Below are 20191 nucleotides of genomic sequence, written 5' to 3' on the forward strand. Positions count from 1 at the left end.
GCGCGCCTCTTCGCCGGACAGGCGAGCGCACTCGTTCCACATGTCGTTTTCGATGCGGATGTATTCGTCGTAGAACGGCATCCGCAACTCCGGCCGAGCATGGAACACCGTCAGCCGCGCACGATTTTCCCGCGCCAGGATCGCCGCGTTGCGGATCGCTTTTTGCGATAATTCCGAACCATCGGTCGGAACGAGAATGTGTTTGAACAATGAACCTCCTATTTCTTGTAGCGCGGCCGCACGGTCGCCACGACTTGTCTGAGCCCGGTTCTACTGGGCGAATGGGCGATCTCGTTACCTGATACGCCGTTATCGCGCAGCGAGCTGCGCTCCTACTTGTCCAGTTCCTCTGCATACGTGCCCATCTGCTTGCAGCATCAACCCGACGACCCGCGCAGGCGGGCCAGCTCGTCCTGCAGATCAAGGACCAGCGCGGCGAGTTCGGGCATGGCGTTGAAGTCGCGTTCGAGCGCGTTGATCTGGCGGGCGCGGCGGATCTCGCGGCCGGCGAATTGCCAGTGCGCGGGTTCGTCGCCGGACACGTCGAAGACGCCGGCCTCGACATGCACGCTTACCCAGTCGAGCGTGACGCCGCAGACGGCGGCGAACTCTCCTCTGTCGAACCACTGCTCGTCGACGACGACGGCGGTAATCGGATCGCCCTGAGGAACTTCGTTGTTTGCAGAGTCGTCGGAAACAATCATCTCGCGTCTTTCCTCATCAAGGCTCATCAAGGCTTACCACGCGGCACGCGGATTGAAGGCCAGTTCGCGCTGCATCGTTTCATAGAACTGGCGAGCCTTTGCATTACTTGCATCGGGCAGCACCACCTCGACGGTCAGGAAGAGGTCGCCCGGCGGATCGCCCGGAATGCCCTTGCCGCGCACGCGCATTGCGCGCCCGCTCTGCGCGCCTTCGGGGATGCGTACCTTCACCTGCTGGCCGGCCGGCAGCGCGATGGCGATCGTCGCACCCAGCGCCGCTTCCCAAGGTGCGACGGGCAGCATGAGATGCAGGTCGCGCCCCTCGACACGGAAGCGCCGATGCGGCGCGAAATGCACTTCGAGATAGAGATCGCCAGCCTTGCCACCGGCCATGCCCGGCGCGCCCTGCCCGGCCAGCCGGATCAGCTGGCCTTCGCGCACGCCTTGCGGAATCCTGACGTTGAGCGTGCGCGTGGCGAGCGTGATCCGCCCGCCCGCGCCGACCTGCGGAACGCGCAGGCTGATCTGGCGCGTGCTGCCGGTCCACGCATCGTCGAGATCGATAACGACGCGTGCGTGGTGATCCTGGCCGCGCGCCTCGTAGCCGCCCGTTCCGCCCATCCCGCCCGTCGCACGAGGACCACGAGCGCCGCCAATGTGACTGAACAGTTCGGCGAAGAAGTCGCTGAAGTCGGCGGCGTTCTCGGGCGGAATGCCGTGGCCGGAGAACTCGAAACCGGCGTCCCAGTCGGGCGGCGGGCGGAAATCCTGGCCGGACTGGTATTCGCGCCCCAACTGGTCATAGGCAGCGCGCCGCTCGGGGTCCGAGAGCACGGCGTAGGCTTCGTTGACTTCCTTCATGCGCGCATCGGCATCCGGTTCTTTCGAGACGTCCGGATGGTATTTGCGCGCCAGCTTGCGGTACTGCTTTTTGATTTCGTCGGCGCCCGCCGAGCGCTCGACGCCAAGTATCTGGTAGTAATCCCGGAATTTCATTGAGGACCTCGTTCCAATACCTGTACGGCTTCTGCCTTGAACATAGGTGCACGCCTGGCCGATTTCAAGGGGTCAGTTTCGGGGTCTTGAAATGCGGCGGGAGCAACCCTATCTTGAATTCAAGCCCGCTGAAGTCTCCCTTTCGGCGGGTATCTATCCAAGCGTCCCAGCGAAAGGAGAGCACTATGTACCGAACCCTGTTTCCCAGTGACATCTTCGCCAACCTGGACCGCCTGCAGCGCGAGTTCCAGCGCTATTCCGGTCCGGCGAGCAGCATTCGCGGCTTTGGTCGCGGCGGTTTCCCGGCGTTGAATGTCGGCACCACGCCCGAATCGATCGAAATCTTTGCCTTTGCGCCGGGGCTCGATCCGGCCACCGTGGACGTAACGATCGATCGCGGCGTCCTTACTCTCTCGGGTGAGCGCAAGAGCGGGTTGCCGGGCGATGGCGCCAAGTCGGCCGTGCATATCAACGAACGCTTTGCCGGCAGCTTCCGCCGCGTGGTCAGTTTGTCGGACGACGTCGATCCGGACAGCACGAAGGCGACCTACAGCGACGGCGTGCTGGCCATCAGCATCAAGCGCCGTACCGCCGCCCAGAGCCGTCGTATCAACATTCAGTAATCGCTTGAGGAGACCGAGATGAGTGACACCAATGTTGCCAAGACCGATGCAAGGAGCACTGAAGCCGAACGCACGGAAACGGGCGTCATGCTGCCGCCGGTCGATGTGATCGAGGATGCGCTGGGCATCACGCTCTACGCCGACCTGCCGGGTGTGCCGAAGGACAAGCTGCACGTGCGCATCGACGCCGACGCGCTGACCATCGAAGGCGAAGTGAGCCTGCCGCTGGCCGGCAATCTGGAACCCAGCCACGTGGAAGTGCAAATGCCGCGTTACCAGCGCACCTTCACGCTCGGCAAGGAACTCGACAGCGAGAAGGTGGCCGCCGAGTTCCGCCACGGTGTGCTCAAACTGAGCATTCCCAAGGTCGAGCACGCCAAACCGCGCAAGATCGAAGTTCAGGTGGCTTGATACCCTTGGGCCGGTTCGACGAGCCGGCCCATCGGCATTCCATTCGAATCCTGGAGGAATGACATCATGAAACTGGACGAACTGAAAGAGGGACTGAACAGTGCCTGGAACACGGTCACCGAAGGCGTGACCGAGGGCTGGCAGCGGTTGCGCAAGTCGGTTGGCGCAATCACGCACTTCAAGTCGAGCGAGGACAGCAAACTGCCCGCCAGCAAGGATGTGGATGATGAAGCCTATTGGCCGAGAACGGCCTGGGCGATGCTCGCCGGCAACGTTTTCGAGGACGACGCCAAGATCGTCGTGCGCCTCGAAATCCCCGGCATGCAGAAGGACAACTTCACCGTCGAAGTGCAGAACGGCGCCTTGATCGTCTCGGGTGAAAAGCGCTTCGAAAGCGAAACGACCGAAGGCCGCTACCGCAGCTTCCAGTGCGCCTACGGTTCTTTCCGGCGCAGCGTGCAACTACCGGCCACGGTCATCGCCGACCGGGCGCAGGCCAGCTACAAGGACGGCATCCTGAGGATCGAACTACCGAAGGAGACGCCGGCCAGGCCGCGGATGATCGAGGTGAAGATCGAATAGCGCGCCCGCCGCACGCAATAATGGCCCTGGCAAGCGCGCAATCGACGCCGACCAGGGCCGTTTCATAAATGAGGAATGAGAGTGACCGACAGCACTCCACTACCGTTCGCCCTGAGCCTGTCGAAGGGCGGGATGCCCTCATTTCGGGCCCGTTCATGCCCTTCGGCAGGCTCAGGACAGGATTCGACAAGCTCACCACGAACGGAAAAGGCGCGCTCTTCCTATTCCTTGATCGCCTCAACCGCCAGATCGATCGTCACTTCATCGCCGACGTTCGGCGCGTACTTGCCGGCGCCGAACTCGGTGCGGCTGATCCTGGTCGTTGCGTTGGCGCCGATCGCGTCCTTCTTCAGCATCGGGTGCGGTTGCAGGATGAAGGAGGTCAAGGTGAGCGTTACTGGCTTGGTAACGCCCTTGATCGTCAGATCGCCTTCGACGGCGACGGGCTTGTCGCCTTCAAAACGCACTTTGGTCGACTTGAACGTCGCGCTCGGGAATTTCTCGGTACTCAGGAAATCTTCGCCCTGGATGTGACCGTTGAAGACGTCGAAACCGGTATCAACCGACGTGGTGTCGATGACGACGTCGACCGAGCCGGTCTTCGCCTCGCGGTCGAGCACGATCTTGCCGCTCGTCTTGTTGAAGCGGCTCAGCTGCGTCGAGAAGCCGAAGTGGCTGTAGGAGAAGCGCGGGAAGGTGTGCGAACCGTCAATGATGAAGGTTTCGGGCGCGGCCAGCACGGCACCACTGAAAGTGGCGATGACTGCTGCGGCCAGGGTGAGGCGGGTTTTCTTGTTCATGGCGATGCTCCTGATTGAATAGAGGTGGAACAGGGTCTTGAGGGTGATACAGCTGCTACTTCCCGCCTGATGCGAGGACTTTGAACTTCACTTGAATCTCGTTGGCGACGACGCTGAAGTCGGCCCAGTCGCCTTCGCCGATGGCGAAATCCGCGCGCTTGATGACGAAGCTGCCGTCGAACGTCGCCTGGTCGCCCTGCACCGTCACCGTCGTCGGCGCGACGACCGGCTGCGTCTTGCCCTTGATCGTCAGCTGACCCGCGACTTCGTAGCGATTGCCGCCGAGCGCCTTGACCGACGTCGAGATGAACTTGGCCGTCGGGAAATCCTTGGTGTTGAACCACGGCTTGCCGGCAACCTCGGTATTGCCGTCGGACGTCCCGGTGTCGATGCTCACCAGGTCGACGTCGAGGCTGACCTTGGCGTTCGCGGCGTTGGCCGGGTCGAAGGCAAGCTGCGTGCTGAACTTCTTGAAATGCCCGTCCATGCCGACGTTCATCTGCTTGAAGGTGAAGTTGATCGCGCTCTTGTCGGCGAGCACGGTCTTGAACTCGACGGCCTGCGCAAAGGCCGGCAAGCCCAGCGCGGCGACAAGGCCGAGAATACGGATGAGGCGTGCGTTGTTCATTGCTATTTCCTTTTATTCGATGCGGAATGTCAGGTGTTCTTCGAAGGCAACATGCGCGTGAGCACATCGTCGCGATCGAGGAAGTGGTGTTTTAGCGCCGCCGCGACGTGGCCGATGACGACGGCGGCGAGCAGCATGTTCAAGGCCCAGTGCGCGGTCTGCAGCAGCTTGGCGAGTTCATCGTTCTTGGCCAGCAGGTCGGGAATCGGCCACACGCCAAAGTAGACCGTCTGGATGCCCTTGGCCGAGCTCATCAGCCAGCCCGAGAGCGGCACGGCGATCATCAGCAGGTAGAGCGCCGCGTGGCCGGCGTGCGCGACGAACCGCTCGCCGCGCGACATGTGCACCGGCAGTTCCGGCGGACGATGCGTCGCGCGCCAGACGATGCGGAAGGCGAGCAACGCAAAGAGCGTCACCCCGGCCCACTTGTGCCACGAGTAATACTTGAGCTTGGCCGGCGACACCGGCAGGTCGGCCATGTAGCGGCCGAACAAGAAGATGCCGACGATGCCGGCGGCCATCGCCCAATGCACGACGATCGCAGTTGCGGTGTATTTCTTCATCCCGTCTCCCGAAAACATGGCGCCACTTTAGTGCTTAAGCCTGGAGCGAAATAGGAGACAATCGGGAAAATATTGTTCCTCGATCGGCAACAATAAACCGGAAACCAATCGTCCGCGGGGAGGTCAGGATGGATCGTCTCGATGCGATGCGGCTCTTTGTACGCGTCGCCGAACTTGGCAGTTTCTCGGCCGTCGCGCTGCAACTCGGCGCCGCGCGTTCCGTCGTCACGCGGCAAATCGCCGCACTGGAAAGCCATCTCGGCACCAAGCTGCTCGCACGCAGCACACGCCGCCTGTCTCTCACCTCGGCCGGTACGGCTTACCTTGAGAAGTGCCGGGAAATCCTCAATCTCGTCGAAATCGCCGAGACCGGGCTCGCCGAGGAACGCCAGACGCCGCGCGGCCCGATTCGCCTGAGCCTGCCGCTCGTTTACAGTCTGCGTCACCTCGCGCCGCTGCTGATCGAGTTCTCGCGCCGCTACCCGGAGGTCGAACTCGACATGGATTTCTCGGACCGGCGCTCAAACCTGATCCAGGAAGGCATCGACCTCGCCGTGCGCATCACGCCCCGGCTCGAACCGGGCGACGTCGCGCGCCGTCTCGGCTCCGCGCGCATGGTCGTGCTCGCCTCGTCCGACTATCTGGCGGCGCACGGCGAACCCCTGCACCCGGCAGAACTCATCGACCACCAGTGCCTGGGCTACACCGCCGGACCGTCAAGCCAGCGCTGGAGCTTCCTGGTCGACGACCGGATCGAATCGTTCGGCATCTGGCCCCGCCTGCTTGCCAACAACGGCGACGTGCTGCTCAAAGCCGCAGTCGCCGGCCTCGGCATCGCCCAGCAGCCGACCTTCATCGCCGACGAATTCCTGCACAGCGGGGAACTGCGCGAAATCCTGCAGGATTACCCACTGCCCGAGCTCGGCATCTACGCCGTGCTGCCCGGCAACCGTCACATCCCGCACCGCCTGCGCGTGCTGATGGATTTTCTCGTCGAGCGGCTGGCCGACGGCGAGCGCCCGGCGCCTGCCTGACCGACGCACAAACGCTCACCGGTCGCCGGCGTGAAAGCAGCGCACGATGTGCGTTTCCGTGAGTTGCGTCGCCGCCGGATAGTCGCACCGGCAGGTGGCGTCGGCACGCGGGCAGCGCGGGTGAAAGTGACAGCCGGACGGCGGACTGGCCGGCGACGGCGCTTCGCCGGCCAGCCGGATGACCGGTCGTTCGGCGCCGGCCTGCACGCTCGGCACGGCCGAGAGCAGCGCCTGCGTGTAGGGATGCCGCGGCGTGCGCAAGACCTCGTCGACCGAACCGCGCTCGACGATGCGCCCGAGGTACATCACGGCGACCTCGTGCGCCAGGTATTCAACGACGGCGAAGTTGTGCGTGATGAAGAGGTAAGCGAGCCCGAGATCATCCTGCAGTTGCTTCAGGAGATTGAGGATTTGCGCCTGCACCGACACGTCGAGCGCCGAGGTCGGCTCGTCGCAGACGATGAGTTCCGGCTGGACGGCGAGCGCGCGGGCGATGGCGATGCGCTGGCGCTGCCCGCCGGAGAACTCGTGCGGGTAACGATGCAGCGCCGCGGCGTCGAGGCCGACCTGTCCTAGCAGCGCGGCGATGGCTGCATTGACCGCTGCGCTCCCGGCGCGCGCCTGCACCAGGCCGAGCGCGCCCATGCCCTCGCCGATGATTTCGCCGATCGGCAGGCGCGGATCGAGCGAGGCGAACGGGTCCTGGAAGATCATCTGCAGCCGCCGGCGCAACGGGCGCATCGCCTTGCGCGAGAGGCCGGTCAACTCGCGCCCGTCGAGCTGCACGCGCCCGGTGGTGGGCTGGATGAGTTGCAGGATCGCCTTGCCGACCGTCGTCTTGCCGCACCCCGACTCGCCGACCAGCGCCAGCGTGCGGCCGCGCGCTAGTTCGAGCGAAACGCCATCGACCGCGCGGACGTAGCCGACGGTGTGCTGGAGGATGCCGCGCCGGATGGGGAAGTGGACGGCGAGGTCGGCTACGGCGAGCAGCTTCGGGGTAGTAGACACCGGGATAACCTCGCCCGGCAGCTGGTCGGTTCGCTGCCTTATTGATACGGAGAGGTAATGTTTGAAGTCCGTTCGCCCTGAGCTTGTCGAAGGGGGACGGGCTTCGACAGGCTCAGCCCGAACGGAAATTGAGACTTCTTCGTGCCGGATCAATAGACCCGCGTCGCCTTCTCCGCCACACTCGCGCCCTTCGTCGATCCAATGACAGCGCACCCGATGCCCTTCCCCACAATCGCTCCAGCCGGGCGATTCGACCCGGCACCGCTCGAACGCCTGCGGACAGCGCGCGGCGAAGCGGCAGCCGGTGGGCATTGCTGCCAACGCCGGAACCTGCCCGGCGATCGTTTCCAGCCGGCCGCCGCGCCGCGACAGGTCGGGCAGCGCGGCGAAGAGCTTCAGCGTATAGGGATGGCGCGGCCGCGCGAAGAACGCGTCACGCGGCGCTTGCTCGACGATCTCGCCGGCGTACATCACGCCGACGCGCTGCGCCATGCGCGCGACGACGCCGAGATCGTGCGTGATGAGCAGCATCCCCATCCGGCGCTCGGCCTGCAGGCGCGCGAGCAGATCGAGAATCTGCGCCTGAATCGTCACGTCGAGCGCCGTCGTCGGTTCATCGGCGATCAAGAGTTGCGGATTGCCGGCCAGCGCCATGGCGATCATCACGCGCTGCTTCATGCCGCCGGAAAGCTGGAACGGGTATTCGTCGAGGCGCCGCGGTGCGTCGGCGATTCCGACGGCGGCAAGCAGTTCCAGGGCGACCTTGTGCGCGGCGCCGCCGGACAAGGCGCGGTGGCGTTCAAGCACTTCGCCGATCTGCCGCCCGACCGTGAGCACGGGATTGAGGCTGGTCGCCGGTTCCTGGAAGATCACCGCCATGCCGACGCCGCGCACGTTGCGCATCGCGTACTCGGGCAGGTGCAGCAAATCGTCGCCGTCGAAGCGCACGGCGCCGCCGAGAAAACACCCGGCGGCAGGCAGCAGGCGGAGCAGCGCGAGCGCCGTCACCGACTTGCCGCAGCCCGATTCGCCGAGCAAAGCCAGCGTCTCGCCCGCCGCGACGTCGAACGAGACGCCGGAAACCGCTTCCAGCACGCTCTGGCCGGACGAGAAGCCGACGCGCAGATCGCGCACGGAAAGCAGCGGTTTCGGGTCGGCAGCCGGTGAAGTCATGGCATCCTCGGGTCGAAGGCGTCGCGCAGCGCGTCGGCGAACAGATTGGCGGCGAGCACGAGGACGAACATGAAGGTGAAGGCCGACGCCAGCGACCACCACACCATCGGCTCGCGTGCCAGTTCCATGCGCGCGTTGTTGATCATCATGCCGAAGCTCGTCATCGTTGCATCGACGCCGATGCCGACGTAGGAGAGCACGGCCTCGGCGAGCACCAGCCCGGAGAAATCCATGACCAGCGCGATGACGACGATGTGCATGAGGTTGGGCAGGATGTGGCGCCGGATGATGGCGAGATCCGAGACGCCAAAGGCCTGCGCCGCCTGGATGTAGTCGAGCTCGCGCAGCTTGAGCGTCTCGCCGCGCAGCAGCCTGCAGAGGCCGGTCCAGCTCGTCATGCCGAGGATCAGGCAGAGCGCGAGCAGACGCAGGTCGGCCCGTTCGGCCGCGGTGGAGAACCACTGCGGGTGTGTGTCGATGATCACCTGCATCATCAGCACGGCGGCGGCGATCAGCAGGACGCCGGGAATCGACGACAGCGTCGTGTAGACGTACTGGATCGCGTCATCGACCCAGCCGCGAAAATAGCCGGCCAGGATGCCGAGACCGATGGCCAGCGGCAGCGTGACCAGCGTCGTCACCAGCCCGAGGACGAGCGCGGTGCGGATGCTCTTCAATACCTGATAGAAGACATCCTGCCCGACCTTGTCGGTGCCGAGGACGTGATAGTCGACGCACAGCGCGACGAGCGGCGCGACGACCAGCAGCATGCCGCCAAGCGTGAGCAGCACGGCGTTCCAGGCAAAGCCGGTCTCGCCGCGCCACGCAGCACGCCCCGCCGTGCGTACGTCGCGGCCAGCGCGACGCGCCAGTAGCCGCACGACACCGATGGCGATGCCGGCGAACAGCGCGATCGCCAGCACCTCGGCGGCGAGTACGCGCCGGGCGATATCGCCGGGGCGCAGGCTCTCGTCGTCGCCGAGATGCGCACCGCCGAACTTCAGGCGCGGGAAGTCGCGGACCGGATGGACGCTGCCGTCGGCCGCGCGCGCATCGACGAATTCCTTGGCGTAGGAACGCGTCGCCAGCGGCGCGGAGTACGTTTTCTCGACGCGCGTGCGCAACGGCGTCGCCAGGGCGTCAAGTAGCGAGAGCACCTCGACCGCGTAGGCGGTCGGCTGCCCGGCATCCGCGCTCTCCAGGCGTGACCGGTAATGCAGCGAGTCGAGCAGGGCCACGGCGACGAAGGCGACGAGCACGGTCGCCGCCGCCATGCCCCGCCGGCTCTGCCCCATCCGCCGCCATGCCGCGCGCAGCGGCGGGTTGCGCGACGAGGCGACGCCGAGCGCGATCCCGGCCAGCACGAGCAGCCAGATCAGCAGGTCGGACCAGAGGATGACGGGCAGAAAGGTCATCGCTCGAACCGTATCCGCGGATCGACCACGGTGTAGGAAATGTCGGTGAGAATCAGCCCGACGATGTAGAGCACCGAACCGATGAAAACCATCGCGCGCACGACGGCGAAGTCCTGCGCGGCGATGGCATCGATCGTGTAGCTGCCCAGTCCGGGAATGCCGAAGAACGACTCGGTGAGCAGCGAACCCATGAAGAGCAGCGGGATGACGACCACGATACCGGTCAGGATCGGGATCATCGCGTTCCGCAGGACGTGGCGGAAGAGCACGGTGATCTCCGACAGCCCCTTGGCGCGCGCCGTGCGCACGTAGTCCTTGCCGATCTCTTCGAGAAAGATCGTGCGATACCAGCGCGTCGACGAGCCGATGCCGGAAACCACGCCGATCAGCACCGGCAGGATGAGGAACTTCCACGCGTCGAGCCCGGCGCTGTAGCCCGAAATCGGCACCAGCCGCCACAGCTTGCTGATCAGGTACTGGCCGCCGATGATGTAGAAGAGCCCGGACACCGACATCATGGCGACGCACAGCACAACGCCGGAAAGGTCGAGCGCCGTCGCGCGGAAGAGCACGAGCAGCAAGGCCAGGCAGACGGTGACGAACAGCCCGAGGACGAAGGTCGGCAAAGCGATCGCCAGAGACGGCCCCATGCGATGCGTGATTTCACGGGCGATGTCGCGGCCGTCCTCGGCGCGCCCGAAGTCGCCGACGAACAGGCGCGCGGACTTCGCGAAGAAGATGGTGTCGGTGAGCTTCCCGGTTCCCGATGCTTCGGCGTTGATGAACAGCGGCTTGTCGTAGCCGCGCTCCGCCTTCCACTTTGCGATCGCTTCCGCTGTCACCCGCTTGCCGCCCAGCTGCATGCGCGCCATGTCGTCCGGCGAATTGACGACGAAGAACAGCGCGAAGGTGATCAGATTGACGCCGATCAGGACTGGGATCGCGTAGAACAGGCGGCGGACGATGTAGGCGAGCACGGTCTACGATCCCTGATGACGATCTCGCGCCACGCCGCGTTCCCGCCGCCGATACGCCGCGACGGCGGGAACGACGAGCGCCGCGATCAGCAGCGCAATCAACGCCAACGGCCAGAGCACCGGCGCGTTCCATGCCGCCCGCTGTCGTTCGCGCAAGGCGACGTCAATGCGCTGATACTTGAGCGCATTGTTGCCCACGCCCATCGGCTTGCGGCTTTGCAGCCAGGCGTGCGCCAGCGTGTAGCTCTTGGGGTGAAAGCCGAAGATCCAAGGCGCATCGTGCTGCAGGATGCGGTTCATGCGCGCGATGATCTCCGCGCGCCGCGCACCGTTCGGTCCGTCGCTCTCCATGTTCTTCATCTGGGCAAACAGGCGGTCGAACTCTGGATTCTGGTAGTTTGCCGCGTTCTCGCCACCCGTCGCTACCTTGCCCTCGCTGCCAGACAGCAGGAAGAAGAAATTCTCCGGGTCCGGATAGTCGGCATTCCAGCCGAAAAAGAAGATCTGCACCGCCCCCTTGCGCAGCTTCTCCTGGAAGCGGTTGCCGTCGGTCTGGCGCACGACGAGCTGGATGTCGATCTTGGCAAACTGGCGCGTCAGCCAGTCCATCGTCGCCTTGTCGCCCATGCCGCTTGGCGTATCGAGGTTGAGCACGAGCGGCTCGTTCGTCTTGGCGTCGCGTCCGTTCGGCCAGCCGGCGTCGGCCAGCAACTGCTTTGCCACTGCGATCGGCTTGCGCCGCGGCTGGCCGTTCGCCGCGTCGCCCTCCCTGTCGTAGACGACGGGGTTGATTCCGTCCGCGCCCTCACCGTGGCCGAAGATGCCCGGCGGCACCGGATTCATCGCGGCGATCCCGCGCCCGTTCATGAAGATCGAGATGAACTCCTCCTGGTCGACGGCGATCGACAACGCCTGCCGCAGCTTGCGCGCGCGTTCACCGTTCGGTTCGCCGATCGTCGCATCGAGCATGTTGAAGCCCATGTAGAACAGCGACGGGCGCACGCTGGTCAGCAGTCGGATTCCCCTGGTCTGCATGTCTTCGGTCAGTTGCACCGCGCCACCGGCACCGAAGCTCACCGCCTGATCGAAGCTGTCCGAGGCGATGCCCGACGCGTCGTAGTAGCCCTGCAGGAACTTGTTCCAGTACGGAATGCTCTCGGTCTCGCGCGTAAACACGACGCGATCGATGCGCGGTATCGGCTGGCCACAATCCTCAAGCAATCCCGCCGCCTCGTCCGCCGCTTCGCCTTCGCAGGGATAGGTCTCGCCGTGGAAGTTGGGATTGCGTTCGAGCACCATGCGCCGGTTCGGGTTGTTCTCGGTCAGGCGGTACGGCCCGGTACCGACCGGATACCAGTCGAGCGTCAGGTTCTTCTCGGCCATGCCCGGCTGGCTGTAGAAACGATCGACCTCGCGCGGCACCGGCGCGAAGAAGGGCATCGCCAGCCAGTAGAGGAACTGCGGGTACTTGCCGTTAAGGGTCACGCGGTAGGTGTAGCGATCGACGCGCGTCACGCCTTCAACCGGAAAGCGGTCGAGGTCCAGCCAGACGGCGTCCGGCCCACCCTTCGCTGCTTGCTGCAGCGCTTCGCCGAGCCGCTTCAAGCCGACGATGCGCTCGGACATCATGCCGAAAATCGGCGAGTGCAGGCGCGGATGCGCCAGCCGCTTGATCTGGTAGATGTAGTCGTCGGCGACCAGCTCGCGCGTTCCCGTATGTTCAAAACCAGCCAGCGTATCGATGCCGGCCAGTGCTTTCTTGTCAAGCGCCTGATAGACCGGCTGCCCGGCCGCATCGAGCGCGAACGCCGGGTGCGGCTGGTAGCGGATGCCCGGACGGATACGGACTTCGTAGACGCTGTGCGCGATCGTCTCGGCCGGCGCCGAATCCGGCAACCGCTCGCCCGCCGCGTCGAGGTAATACGGGTGCGGCACCGCTTCCGCTGCCGCCGGAATCAGGGCGTAAGGACGCTTGAGGTAGTGGTACTGCAGCGGTGCTTCGTAAATCTGCGCGGTGAAGACCGATTCGTCCTCGCTGTAGGAGCGCGCCGGATCGAGATGCTTGGGGCGCTCGGTAAATGCCGAGTACAGCGTACTCGTGCCACGCTCGCCGGCCAGGTACGGGTCGTTCTGCGGGTAGCCGCAGGCGGTCAGAAGCAATACCGGAATCAGGCAGGATGGACGGAGAAAACGCATGGGCCAGAGTGTAACTTGAAGCGCTGGCCGAAGATCGGCCTCGTGATCACCCGGACTTTCGCCGTAGAATGGCACCCATGATCGAACGACACCACCGCGCCCTCTTCCTGCTGCTCTTTGCAGTCTTCATCATTTACGGCATGTCGATGACGATCATCGGCGCGACCTTGCCGGTCATCCTCGCCGATTTCCAGTGGAATTACCTGATCGCCGGCTTCGTCCTCGGCGCCGGCGCCGTCGCTTTCTTTCTCTCGACCTTCGCCGGCGGCTACATGGTGCAGCGCTGGGGCGCCAAGCCGACCATCCTCTTCGGACTGGTGCTCGACATCATCGGCCTCGCGTTCTTCGCCATGACGCCGGACCCGCTCACCAACATCCTCCTGAGCGCGCTCATCGGCGTCGGCCAGGGCGCCATCGAGATCACGATCAACTGGGCGACCTTGCGCATCGACGACAAGAACAGCGGTCGCCCGATGAACCTGATGCACGGCGCCTTCGCCATCGGCGCCATCCTCGGACCGATGGCCGTCGGCGCGCTGATCCACAGCGGGCTCGGCTGGACCTACATTTTCCGTGGCATGGCCGCGGTCTTCGTGCTCCTCGCGGTCGTCATGGTATTCACGCCCCTGCCGCTGACCGCGCACGCGAGCGAACAGGAATCCGGGCCGCAGGAGCGGCTGAGCAAGCATCCCGCTTATTGGCTCTCGTTCGTCGCGCTGCTTGTCTATGTTGGCGTCGAGCTCGGCGTCTCCAATTGGGTGGCCGAGTATTTTGTCGCGGTTTTCGCCTACTCGCCTGCAGCCAGCGCTTTCCTCGTCTCCTTGTTCTGGGCCGGCTTGCTCGCCGGACGCTTTGGCGTGCCGCTGCTCTACAAAGGCCCGCGCCAGGATGCGGTCCTCATCGGCTTTTCAGCCTTGGCCGCCGTCGCCGTGATCCTGCTGTCGGTGCTTGGCTATCTCGGTCCGCAACCGCTGACGATCGAAATCGGCCGCGTGCTGGTCTTCTTCGCAGGACTCGGCTGCTCGATCTACTACCCGGCGGTAATCACCCTGCTCGGGAAGTGCTTCCCGCACGCACAGGGGCAGGCCATCGGCTTCGCGGCAACCGGCGGCGGCATCGGTGCTTTCGCCTTCCCCTTTGCAATGTCCGCACTCTCGCAAACCTGGGGAATCCGCGCGGGATTCGCCACCTACGGCGTCTTTGGCGTCGTCATGACCCTGTGCGTCGTCGGCCTGGCGATCAGCGTGAAGCGCGCAGGCCCTCCCGCAGCCCCGGAAAAGCCTCGCTGAACACCCCGGCCTGATATACCCAAGGCATTTTCGCGCTTCCCGCGTGATCGACAGGCGGCTTGGAAGACAGCGATTTGCCCGTATAATGTCCCGTCTTTCAAGGCATCAAGCACTTGGCTCAACCTCTTTTCAAGACGGATCAATCTATGGGATTTCTCGCAGGCAAGCGCATTCTGATCACCGGCCTTCTCTCGAAGCACTCGATTGCCTACGGCATCGCCAAGGCTTGCCATCGTGAAGGCGCGGCACTGGCTTTTACCTATCAAAACGAGCGTTTCCTCGACCGCATCACCAAATTCGCCACCGAATTCGACAGCACGCTGGTCTTCGCGTGTGACGTCGCCGACGACACGCAGATCGACAAGTTGTTCGGCGACCTCGCAACACACTGGGACGGACTCGACGGACTCGTGCATTCGATCGCCTACGCGCCGACCGAAGCAATCGAGGGTGATTTCCTCGACGGCATCTCGCGTGAAGCCTTCCGCATTGCCCACGACGTCTCGGCCTACAGCTACCCGGCACTCGCCAAGGCCGCGCGCCCGCTGCTGCTCAAGGGCAACAAGCCGGCCCTGCTCGCGCTCTCGTATCTTGGCGCAGAACGCACGATGCCCAACTACAACACGATGGGCCTGGCCAAGGCCAGCCTCGAAGCGGCGACGCGCTACCTCGCGTTCTGCCTCGGCCCGCAAGGCATCCGTGCCAACGCCGTTTCCGCCGGCCCGATCAAGACGCTGGCCGCATCCGGCATCGGCAACTTCGGCAAGTTGCTCGCCTACAACTCGCACAATGCGCCTCTGCGCCGTAACGTCACAATCGAAGAAGTCGGCAACGCCGCCGCCTTCCTGCTTTCCGACCTGGCGAGCGGTATCACGGGTGAAATCACCTACGTCGACGGCGGTTTGAACACCACGGCGCTCGGCAACGCCGATCCTCTGCCGCAATAGAATTAGTCTTCAGAAAAGACAAAGCCGACGGCAATCCCGTCGGCTTTGTCTTTTGCAGGCCAGAGTTTGCGAATTACTGACGCTCGCGGCTTTCCAGCAAGCCAGTATTGATCTCGATCTTGTAACGCTGACGCAAACTCGACATGTAAGCTGCGACGTCCTGCTGCGCGACGATCGTCGTGTACTCGTCCTTGAGACTCTTGCGCTTTGCCTCGTCGAGCTTTTCTGGCTGCGTCACCTTGACGATCTTGTAGATCATGTAACTACCACCCAGCTCGGACCCAACGTAGGCTGGCAGCTTCTGCGTGTCAGCCTTGAAGATCGCCTGCAGCGCAGGAATCGGCATGGTCTGGGCTTGCTGACGCGTCATCGTCTTCGTTGCCGACCAGGTCACAGCGTCCTTCTCGCCCTTCTTTAGCTCAGCCAGCTTTTCTTCGCCGGCAGCCTTCGCCATGGCCGTCTGCTTCTGCGCCTTCAGGAGCGCCTCGATCTCGCCCTTGACCATTTCGAATGGCTTGACGCTCGCCGGGGAATGCTCGACAACGCGCGCCGCGAGCAAGGTACTGGGGGCAATCTCGACCGCTTCCGTGTTCCGCTTGTTCTTGACCGAATCTTCAGAGAACAGGGCGGTCATGACTTTCGCGTTCGCCAGCGGTCCGATCTGTGCAGCCATCTTCGAATCCGGATTCTTGGGCACCCAATCGGACTTCTCGATCTTCAACTTGAACTGATCTGCCGCCGGCTGGAGGCTATCGGCCTGCTCATAGACCATGTTGTTGAAGCCCTCGGCCGCTTCGGCAAACTTGCGCGACGCCGCCTGGCGCTTCAACTCGCCTTCAATCTCGGCCTTGATCTCCTCAAGCGGACGAACCTTGGCCGCCTTGATTCCGGTGAGTTTGATGATGTGATAGCCGAACTCGGACTCGACCAGCCCGGACAGATCGCCTTCCTTCTGCTTGAAGACCTCTTCCTCGAACGGCTTGACCATCATGCCGCGCCCGAAGAAGCCGAGGTCGCCGCCCTTCTCTGCCGAGCCAGGATCCTCCGAATACTTCTTCGCCAGATCGGCGAACTTCTGCGGCGACTTCTTCAGTTCCGCCAACACCTCCTCGGCCTTGGCTTTAGCCTTTTCCTTGTCCGAGTCAGGCTTCGCCAGGATCAGGATATGGCTCGCACGACGCTCTTCCGGCACTTCGTAGCGGTCCTTGTGACCGTCGTACCAGGTCTTGACCTCGGCATCGCTGACCGTCACCTGGCTCAATAGCGCATCGAGCGACAGGACCACATATTCCGCCTTGACCTGTTCGGCCACTTCGTACCGGGTCTTGTTGTCGTCGTAGTACTTCTGAACTTCGTCGGCTTCAACCTTCACCTTGTCCGCGTACGGCTCTGAAGCAATCCGCAACTCGTTGAACTGCCGCTCTTCGAGCTGAAGCCGGAGCAAGTTGTCGGCTTGCGTCGTTGAAACGAAAGCCGTTTCGCTCACACCACCGAGCAGTTGCTGAAGTGTCAGGTCCTGGCGCAACCGCGCCTCGAACTGCTGCTGCGACATACCCTTCGAACGCAGTGCCGATTCGTAGCGCGCCATCGAGAACTTGCCATCTTCCTGCAGCCCCGGAATTGCCCGGATGACGTCGCGCAACATGCTGTCGCTGGTCATCAGGTCTTGTTTGCTCGCCTCCAGCATCAACAGGCGCTTGTCGACGAGGGAATTGAGAATACCCAGTCTGACTTCCGGCGTATTCATCACTTCCGGACTGAAACTCTCGCCCATCGTCTGGCGCAGCTGATCCTGCCGTTCGCGCAGGGCCATTTCGAATTCCGGAACGGATATCTTGGAGCCTGCGACACTGGCCATATCCCGACCGGCACCCGCATTCCGGACGTAGGAGTCAACGCCCCAGAAAGCGAACGGAAGCGTAATGAGTCCGAGGAAGATCTGAACGATTCTCTTGTTATTGCGTACGGCGTCGAACATGATAATTGCCCGTTAGTTCATTCAAGTAATCGAAGCACAAACAAAAAAGGCGAACTTTCGTTCGCCTTCAGGGGCTGGCGGAGTGGACGGGACTCGAACCCGCGACCCCCGGCGTGACAGGCCGGTATTCTAACCAACTGAACTACCACTCCTTGGCAACACGTCATTTCAAAGAAACAAAACGCGCCTGTATTTGATTTTCTGGTGGGTGCTGACGGGCTCGAACCGCCGACATCCAGCTTGTAAGGCTAGCGCTCTACCAACTGAGCTAAGCACCCGTCGTTTGCGCGACAAACGAAAGACCGAGAGTTTATAGCATCCTGGATGCCTTTACCAGCACCGGATTGCAGCGTGAAGCGAACACGGACCCGGCGTCACGAACTCGGTCAATCAATGGGTCACGATGGACTGCGTAGCGCCACTGTCGCCCGAGGCCGAAACAACCGGAGAGCCCGATTGCTCCGGCAAAGGTTGCGGCAAGCGCTCCAACGCCAGCTCGAGCACCCGGTCGATCCACTTCACGGGAATGATCTCAAGCTTGCTCTTGATGTTATCCGGGATTTCGGCGAGGTCGCGGACGTTCTCTTCCGGAATCAGGACCCGGGCAAGCCCGCCACGCACGGCAGCCAGGAGCTTTTCCTTCAAACCACCAATCGGCAGGACTTCGCCACGCAGGGTAATTTCACCGGTCATCGCCACATCACAGCGCACGGGAATACCGGTCAGAACCGAAACAAGCGCCGTGCACAAGCCGATACCCGCCGATGGACCATCTTTTGGAATGGCGCCTTCAGGCAAATGGATGTGAATGTCGCTCTTCTGATAGAAGTCGTCCGTAATCCCGAGAGCGCGCGCGCGTTTCCTGACGACAGACAAGGCGGCCTGCACAGACTCCTGCATGACTTCGCCGAGTTTGCCGGTTGTAATCGTCTTGCCTTTACCCGGCAACACGACCGACTCGATCGTCAGCAACTCACCGCCTACCTCGGTCCACGCCAGCCCGGTTACCTGGCCGATCTGGTTTTCACGTTCGGCCACGCCGTAGCTGTAGCGCCGCACGCCGAGGAACTTGTCGAGGTTGCGCGAACTGACCGCGAGCTTGCTCTGGGTCTTCTTGAGCAGCAGCGTCTTCACCACCTTGCGGCAGATCTTCGAAATCTCTCGTTCCAGCGAACGCACGCCGGCTTCACGCGTGTAATAGCGAACGATATCGCGCAGCGCGCTTTCGGCGACGGTCAATTCGTTCTTCTTGAGGCCGTTCGTCTTCATCTGCTTCGGCACGAGATAGCGCTGGGCGATGTTGACCTTCTCGTCTTCCGTGTAGCCGGACAGACGGATGACCTCCATGCGGTCGAGCAGCGGCGCCGGAATGTTCATCGTGTTGGCGGTCGCGACGAACATCACTTCCGAGAGGTCGTATTCAACTTCAACGTAGTGATCGACGAACGTCGAATTCTGTTCCGGATCAAGCACTTCGAGCAGCGCGGAACTGGGGTCGCCGCGGAAGTCCTGCCCCATCTTGTCGACTTCGTCGAGCAGGAAGAGCGGGTTCTTGACCGCGACCTTGGTCATGTTCTGCAGGATCTTGCCCGGCATCGAGCCGATATAGGTCCGTCGGTGGCCACGAATCTCTGCCTCGTCGCGCACGCCGCCCAAACTCATGCGCACGAACTTGCGCCCCGTCGCGGTGGCAATGGATTGGCCGAGCGAGGTCTTGCCGACGCCGGGGGGCCCGACGAGGCAGAGAATCGGCGCTTTCAGGCGATCGACGCGTTGTTGCACGGCCAGATACTCGATGATCCGTTCCTTGACTTTCTCCAGCCCCCAGTGATCCTTGTCGAGCACCTTGCCGGCTTCGGCCAGATCCTTGCTGATGCGCGTCTTCTTGCGCCACGGCAGGTTGATCAGCGTTTCGATGAAGTTGCGCACGACGGTCGCCTCAGCCGACATCGGCGACATCAGCTTGAGCTTCTTGAGTTCGGCTTGCACCTTGGCCATGCCTTCCTTGCTCATACCGGCAGCCTTGGCCTTTTTCTCCAACTCGTCGTAGTCGGCGCCCTCTTCGCCCTCGCCGAGCTCCTTCTGGATGGCTTTCACCTGCTCGTTGAGGTAATACTCGCGCTGGCTCTTTTCCATCTGACGCTTGACGCGCCCGCGGATACGCTTTTCGACCTGGAGGATGTCGATTTCGGTTTCGAGTTGCGAAAGCAGGCGCTCGATGCGCGGACGGATCTCGAACATCTCGAGCACTTCCTGCTTCTGCTCAAGCTTGAGCGGCAGGTGCGCGGCGATGGTATCGGCCAGTCGTCCAGCTTCCTCGATCCCGGCGATCGAGGTCAGGATTTCAGGCGGTATTTTCTTGTTGAGCTTGACGTACTGGTCAAACTGCGAAATCACGGCACGCCGCAACGCTTCGACCTCGTGATCAACCCCATCCTCGGCAACCACCGGCCGTGCCGTAGCGACGAACATCTCGTCACGCGAGTCGATCGAATCGACATGGGCGCGCTGGGTACCCTCGACGAGAACCTTTACGGTCCCGTCCGGGAGTTTCAGCATCTGAAGAATATTGGCAACACAGCCGATGCCGTAAAGATCATCCGCTTCCGGCTCGTCCTTGACGGCCGACTTCTGCGCAACCAGCAGGATGCCCTTGCCGGACTCCATCGCAACTTCAAGGGCTTTGATCGATTTGGGCCGCCCTACGAACAGCGGAATCACCATGTGCGGGAAAACCACCACGTCACGCAAAGGCAACAGCGGCAGTTCAACGGATTCGGCAGGAAGGACTGGATTCGTAGACATCGGTGTGCTCTATCGGTATGGGTTCAGCCACCCATCTGGGGGCACGAAGTCGTATTTCAAGC

Annotated in this window: 18 protein-coding genes and 2 tRNA genes; 6 read left to right on the top strand and 14 right to left on the bottom strand. The window is 63.0% G+C overall.

What is annotated here, in order from left to right:
* The 3 genes from KBA32_RS01165 to KBA32_RS01175 form a co-directional block, all read right to left on the bottom strand.
* The coding region (locus KBA32_RS01165) for a universal stress protein (RefSeq protein WP_294354019.1) at positions 1–210 on the bottom strand (210 nt) is incomplete at its 3' end.
* A gap of 167 nt (positions 211–377) precedes the next feature.
* Entirely contained in the window at positions 378–704 is a 327-nt protein-coding gene (locus KBA32_RS01170; protein ID WP_294354022.1) for a MerR family transcriptional regulator, read from the bottom strand.
* A gap of 33 nt (positions 705–737) precedes the next feature.
* Positions 738–1700 (bottom strand): DnaJ C-terminal domain-containing protein, encoded by a 963-nt coding sequence (locus KBA32_RS01175; protein ID WP_294354026.1) that lies wholly within the window; start codon positions 1698–1700, stop codon positions 738–740.
* Positions 1701–1885: 185 nt separating this feature from the next.
* Here KBA32_RS01175 and KBA32_RS01180 point away from each other — a divergent pair, with 185 nt between their 5' ends.
* The 3 genes from KBA32_RS01180 to KBA32_RS01190 all read left to right on the top strand — a co-directional run bounded on the left by KBA32_RS01180 (position 1886) and on the right by KBA32_RS01190 (position 3316).
* Complete coding sequence (locus KBA32_RS01180; RefSeq protein WP_294354029.1) at positions 1886–2323, top strand: Hsp20/alpha crystallin family protein; 438 nt, start codon at positions 1886–1888, stop codon at positions 2321–2323.
* An 18-nt stretch (positions 2324–2341) separates the two neighbouring features.
* Positions 2342–2734 (top strand): Hsp20/alpha crystallin family protein, encoded by a 393-nt coding sequence (locus tag KBA32_RS01185; protein ID WP_294354032.1) that lies wholly within the window; start codon positions 2342–2344, stop codon positions 2732–2734.
* A 66-nt stretch (positions 2735–2800) separates the two neighbouring features.
* Positions 2801–3316, top strand: coding sequence for an Hsp20/alpha crystallin family protein (locus tag KBA32_RS01190; protein WP_294354034.1), 516 nt, complete (start codon positions 2801–2803; stop codon positions 3314–3316).
* 221 nt (positions 3317–3537) lie between these two features.
* Here KBA32_RS01190 and KBA32_RS01195 read toward each other — a convergent pair whose 3' ends face one another.
* The 3 genes from KBA32_RS01195 to KBA32_RS01205 are packed head-to-tail and all read right to left on the bottom strand — an operon-like array spanning position 3538 to position 5307.
* The gene (locus KBA32_RS01195) at positions 3538–4116 is read right to left on the bottom strand and encodes a YceI family protein (RefSeq protein ID WP_294354037.1); all 579 of its coding nucleotides are present in this window, start codon (positions 4114–4116) and stop codon (positions 3538–3540) included.
* A gap of 55 nt (positions 4117–4171) precedes the next feature.
* Positions 4172–4744: a YceI family protein gene (locus KBA32_RS01200; protein ID WP_294354040.1), complete on the bottom strand. Its 573-nt coding sequence runs from the start codon at positions 4742–4744 to the stop codon at positions 4172–4174.
* A gap of 29 nt (positions 4745–4773) precedes the next feature.
* Positions 4774–5307, bottom strand: a complete 534-nt coding sequence (locus KBA32_RS01205; protein WP_294354044.1) for a cytochrome b — start codon at positions 5305–5307, stop codon at positions 4774–4776.
* Positions 5308–5435: 128 nt separating this feature from the next.
* On the opposite strand from KBA32_RS01205, the gene KBA32_RS01210 reads away from it, so the two are divergent.
* Positions 5436–6341 (top strand): LysR family transcriptional regulator, encoded by a 906-nt coding sequence (locus KBA32_RS01210; protein ID WP_294354049.1) that lies wholly within the window; start codon positions 5436–5438, stop codon positions 6339–6341.
* 15 nt (positions 6342–6356) lie between these two features.
* Here KBA32_RS01210 and KBA32_RS01215 read toward each other — a convergent pair whose 3' ends face one another.
* From KBA32_RS01215 to KBA32_RS01230, 4 genes are read right to left on the bottom strand one after another with little or no spacing between them, the layout of a single operon-like run.
* Positions 6357–8522 carry a dipeptide ABC transporter ATP-binding protein gene (locus KBA32_RS01215; RefSeq protein ID WP_294354051.1) on the bottom strand — a complete coding sequence of 722 codons (2166 nt, stop codon included), beginning with the start codon at positions 8520–8522 and terminating at the stop codon, positions 6357–6359.
* Complete coding sequence (locus KBA32_RS01220) at positions 8519–9937, bottom strand: ABC transporter permease (RefSeq protein WP_294354054.1); 1419 nt, start codon at positions 9935–9937, stop codon at positions 8519–8521. The genes KBA32_RS01215 and KBA32_RS01220 overlap by 4 nt, the downstream gene beginning before the upstream one ends.
* Entirely contained in the window at positions 9934–10914 is a 981-nt protein-coding gene (locus KBA32_RS01225) for an ABC transporter permease (protein ID WP_294354057.1), read from the bottom strand. Before KBA32_RS01225 ends, KBA32_RS01220 begins: the two co-directional genes overlap by 4 nt.
* A gap of 3 nt (positions 10915–10917) precedes the next feature.
* On the bottom strand, positions 10918–13110 hold the full coding sequence (locus tag KBA32_RS01230; RefSeq protein WP_294354062.1) for an ABC transporter substrate-binding protein: 2193 nt from the start codon (positions 13108–13110) through the stop codon (positions 10918–10920).
* A 77-nt stretch (positions 13111–13187) separates the two neighbouring features.
* Between KBA32_RS01230 and KBA32_RS01235 the strand changes: the two genes are divergently transcribed.
* A complete protein-coding gene (locus KBA32_RS01235) occupies positions 13188–14399 on the top strand; it encodes a sugar MFS transporter (RefSeq protein ID WP_294354064.1) in 1212 nt (403 codons plus the stop codon).
* Positions 14400–14545: 146 nt separating this feature from the next.
* Positions 14546–15346: an enoyl-ACP reductase FabI gene (gene fabI, locus KBA32_RS01240; protein WP_294354065.1), complete on the top strand. Its 801-nt coding sequence runs from the start codon at positions 14546–14548 to the stop codon at positions 15344–15346.
* 73 nt (positions 15347–15419) lie between these two features.
* Here fabI and KBA32_RS01245 read toward each other — a convergent pair whose 3' ends face one another.
* The 4 genes from KBA32_RS01245 to lon form a co-directional block, all read right to left on the bottom strand.
* Positions 15420–17324 (bottom strand): SurA N-terminal domain-containing protein, encoded by a 1905-nt coding sequence (locus KBA32_RS01245; RefSeq protein WP_294354074.1) that lies wholly within the window; start codon positions 17322–17324, stop codon positions 15420–15422.
* Between the two features lie 75 nt (positions 17325–17399).
* Positions 17400–17476 (bottom strand) — tRNA-Asp (locus KBA32_RS01250).
* Between the two features lie 50 nt (positions 17477–17526).
* Positions 17527–17602 (bottom strand) — tRNA-Val (locus tag KBA32_RS01255).
* Positions 17603–17714: 112 nt separating this feature from the next.
* Positions 17715–20129, bottom strand: coding sequence for an endopeptidase La (gene lon, locus KBA32_RS01260; RefSeq protein WP_294354077.1), 2415 nt, complete (start codon positions 20127–20129; stop codon positions 17715–17717).
* Positions 20130–20191 lie beyond the last annotated feature (62 nt).

Origin of the sequence: Propionivibrio sp., from assembly GCF_017995515.1 — a bacterium.
Lineage (GTDB): Bacteria > Pseudomonadota > Gammaproteobacteria > Burkholderiales > Rhodocyclaceae > Propionivibrio.

Coding starts and splice junctions, on each gene's coding strand:
- KBA32_RS01170 (WP_294354022.1), bottom strand. CDS start 704: ATGATTGTTTCCGACGACTCTGCAAACAACGAAGTTCCTCAGGGCGAT.
- KBA32_RS01175 (WP_294354026.1), bottom strand. CDS start 1,700: ATGAAATTCCGGGATTACTACCAGATACTTGGCGTCGAGCGCTCGGCG.
- KBA32_RS01180 (WP_294354029.1), top strand. CDS start 1,886: ATGTACCGAACCCTGTTTCCCAGTGACATCTTCGCCAACCTGGACCGC.
- KBA32_RS01185 (WP_294354032.1), top strand. CDS start 2,342: ATGAGTGACACCAATGTTGCCAAGACCGATGCAAGGAGCACTGAAGCC.
- KBA32_RS01190 (WP_294354034.1), top strand. CDS start 2,801: ATGAAACTGGACGAACTGAAAGAGGGACTGAACAGTGCCTGGAACACG.
- KBA32_RS01195 (WP_294354037.1), bottom strand. CDS start 4,116: ATGAACAAGAAAACCCGCCTCACCCTGGCCGCAGCAGTCATCGCCACT.
- KBA32_RS01200 (WP_294354040.1), bottom strand. CDS start 4,744: ATGAACAACGCACGCCTCATCCGTATTCTCGGCCTTGTCGCCGCGCTG.
- KBA32_RS01205 (WP_294354044.1), bottom strand. CDS start 5,307: ATGAAGAAATACACCGCAACTGCGATCGTCGTGCATTGGGCGATGGCC.
- KBA32_RS01210 (WP_294354049.1), top strand. CDS start 5,436: ATGGATCGTCTCGATGCGATGCGGCTCTTTGTACGCGTCGCCGAACTT.
- KBA32_RS01215 (WP_294354051.1), bottom strand. CDS start 8,522: ATGACTTCACCGGCTGCCGACCCGAAACCGCTGCTTTCCGTGCGCGAT.
- KBA32_RS01220 (WP_294354054.1), bottom strand. CDS start 9,937: ATGACCTTTCTGCCCGTCATCCTCTGGTCCGACCTGCTGATCTGGCTG.
- KBA32_RS01230 (WP_294354062.1), bottom strand. CDS start 13,110: ATGCGTTTTCTCCGTCCATCCTGCCTGATTCCGGTATTGCTTCTGACC.
- KBA32_RS01235 (WP_294354064.1), top strand. CDS start 13,188: ATGATCGAACGACACCACCGCGCCCTCTTCCTGCTGCTCTTTGCAGTC.
- fabI (WP_294354065.1), top strand. CDS start 14,546: ATGGGATTTCTCGCAGGCAAGCGCATTCTGATCACCGGCCTTCTCTCG.
- KBA32_RS01245 (WP_294354074.1), bottom strand. CDS start 17,324: ATGTTCGACGCCGTACGCAATAACAAGAGAATCGTTCAGATCTTCCTC.
- lon (WP_294354077.1), bottom strand. CDS start 20,129: ATGTCTACGAATCCAGTCCTTCCTGCCGAATCCGTTGAACTGCCGCTG.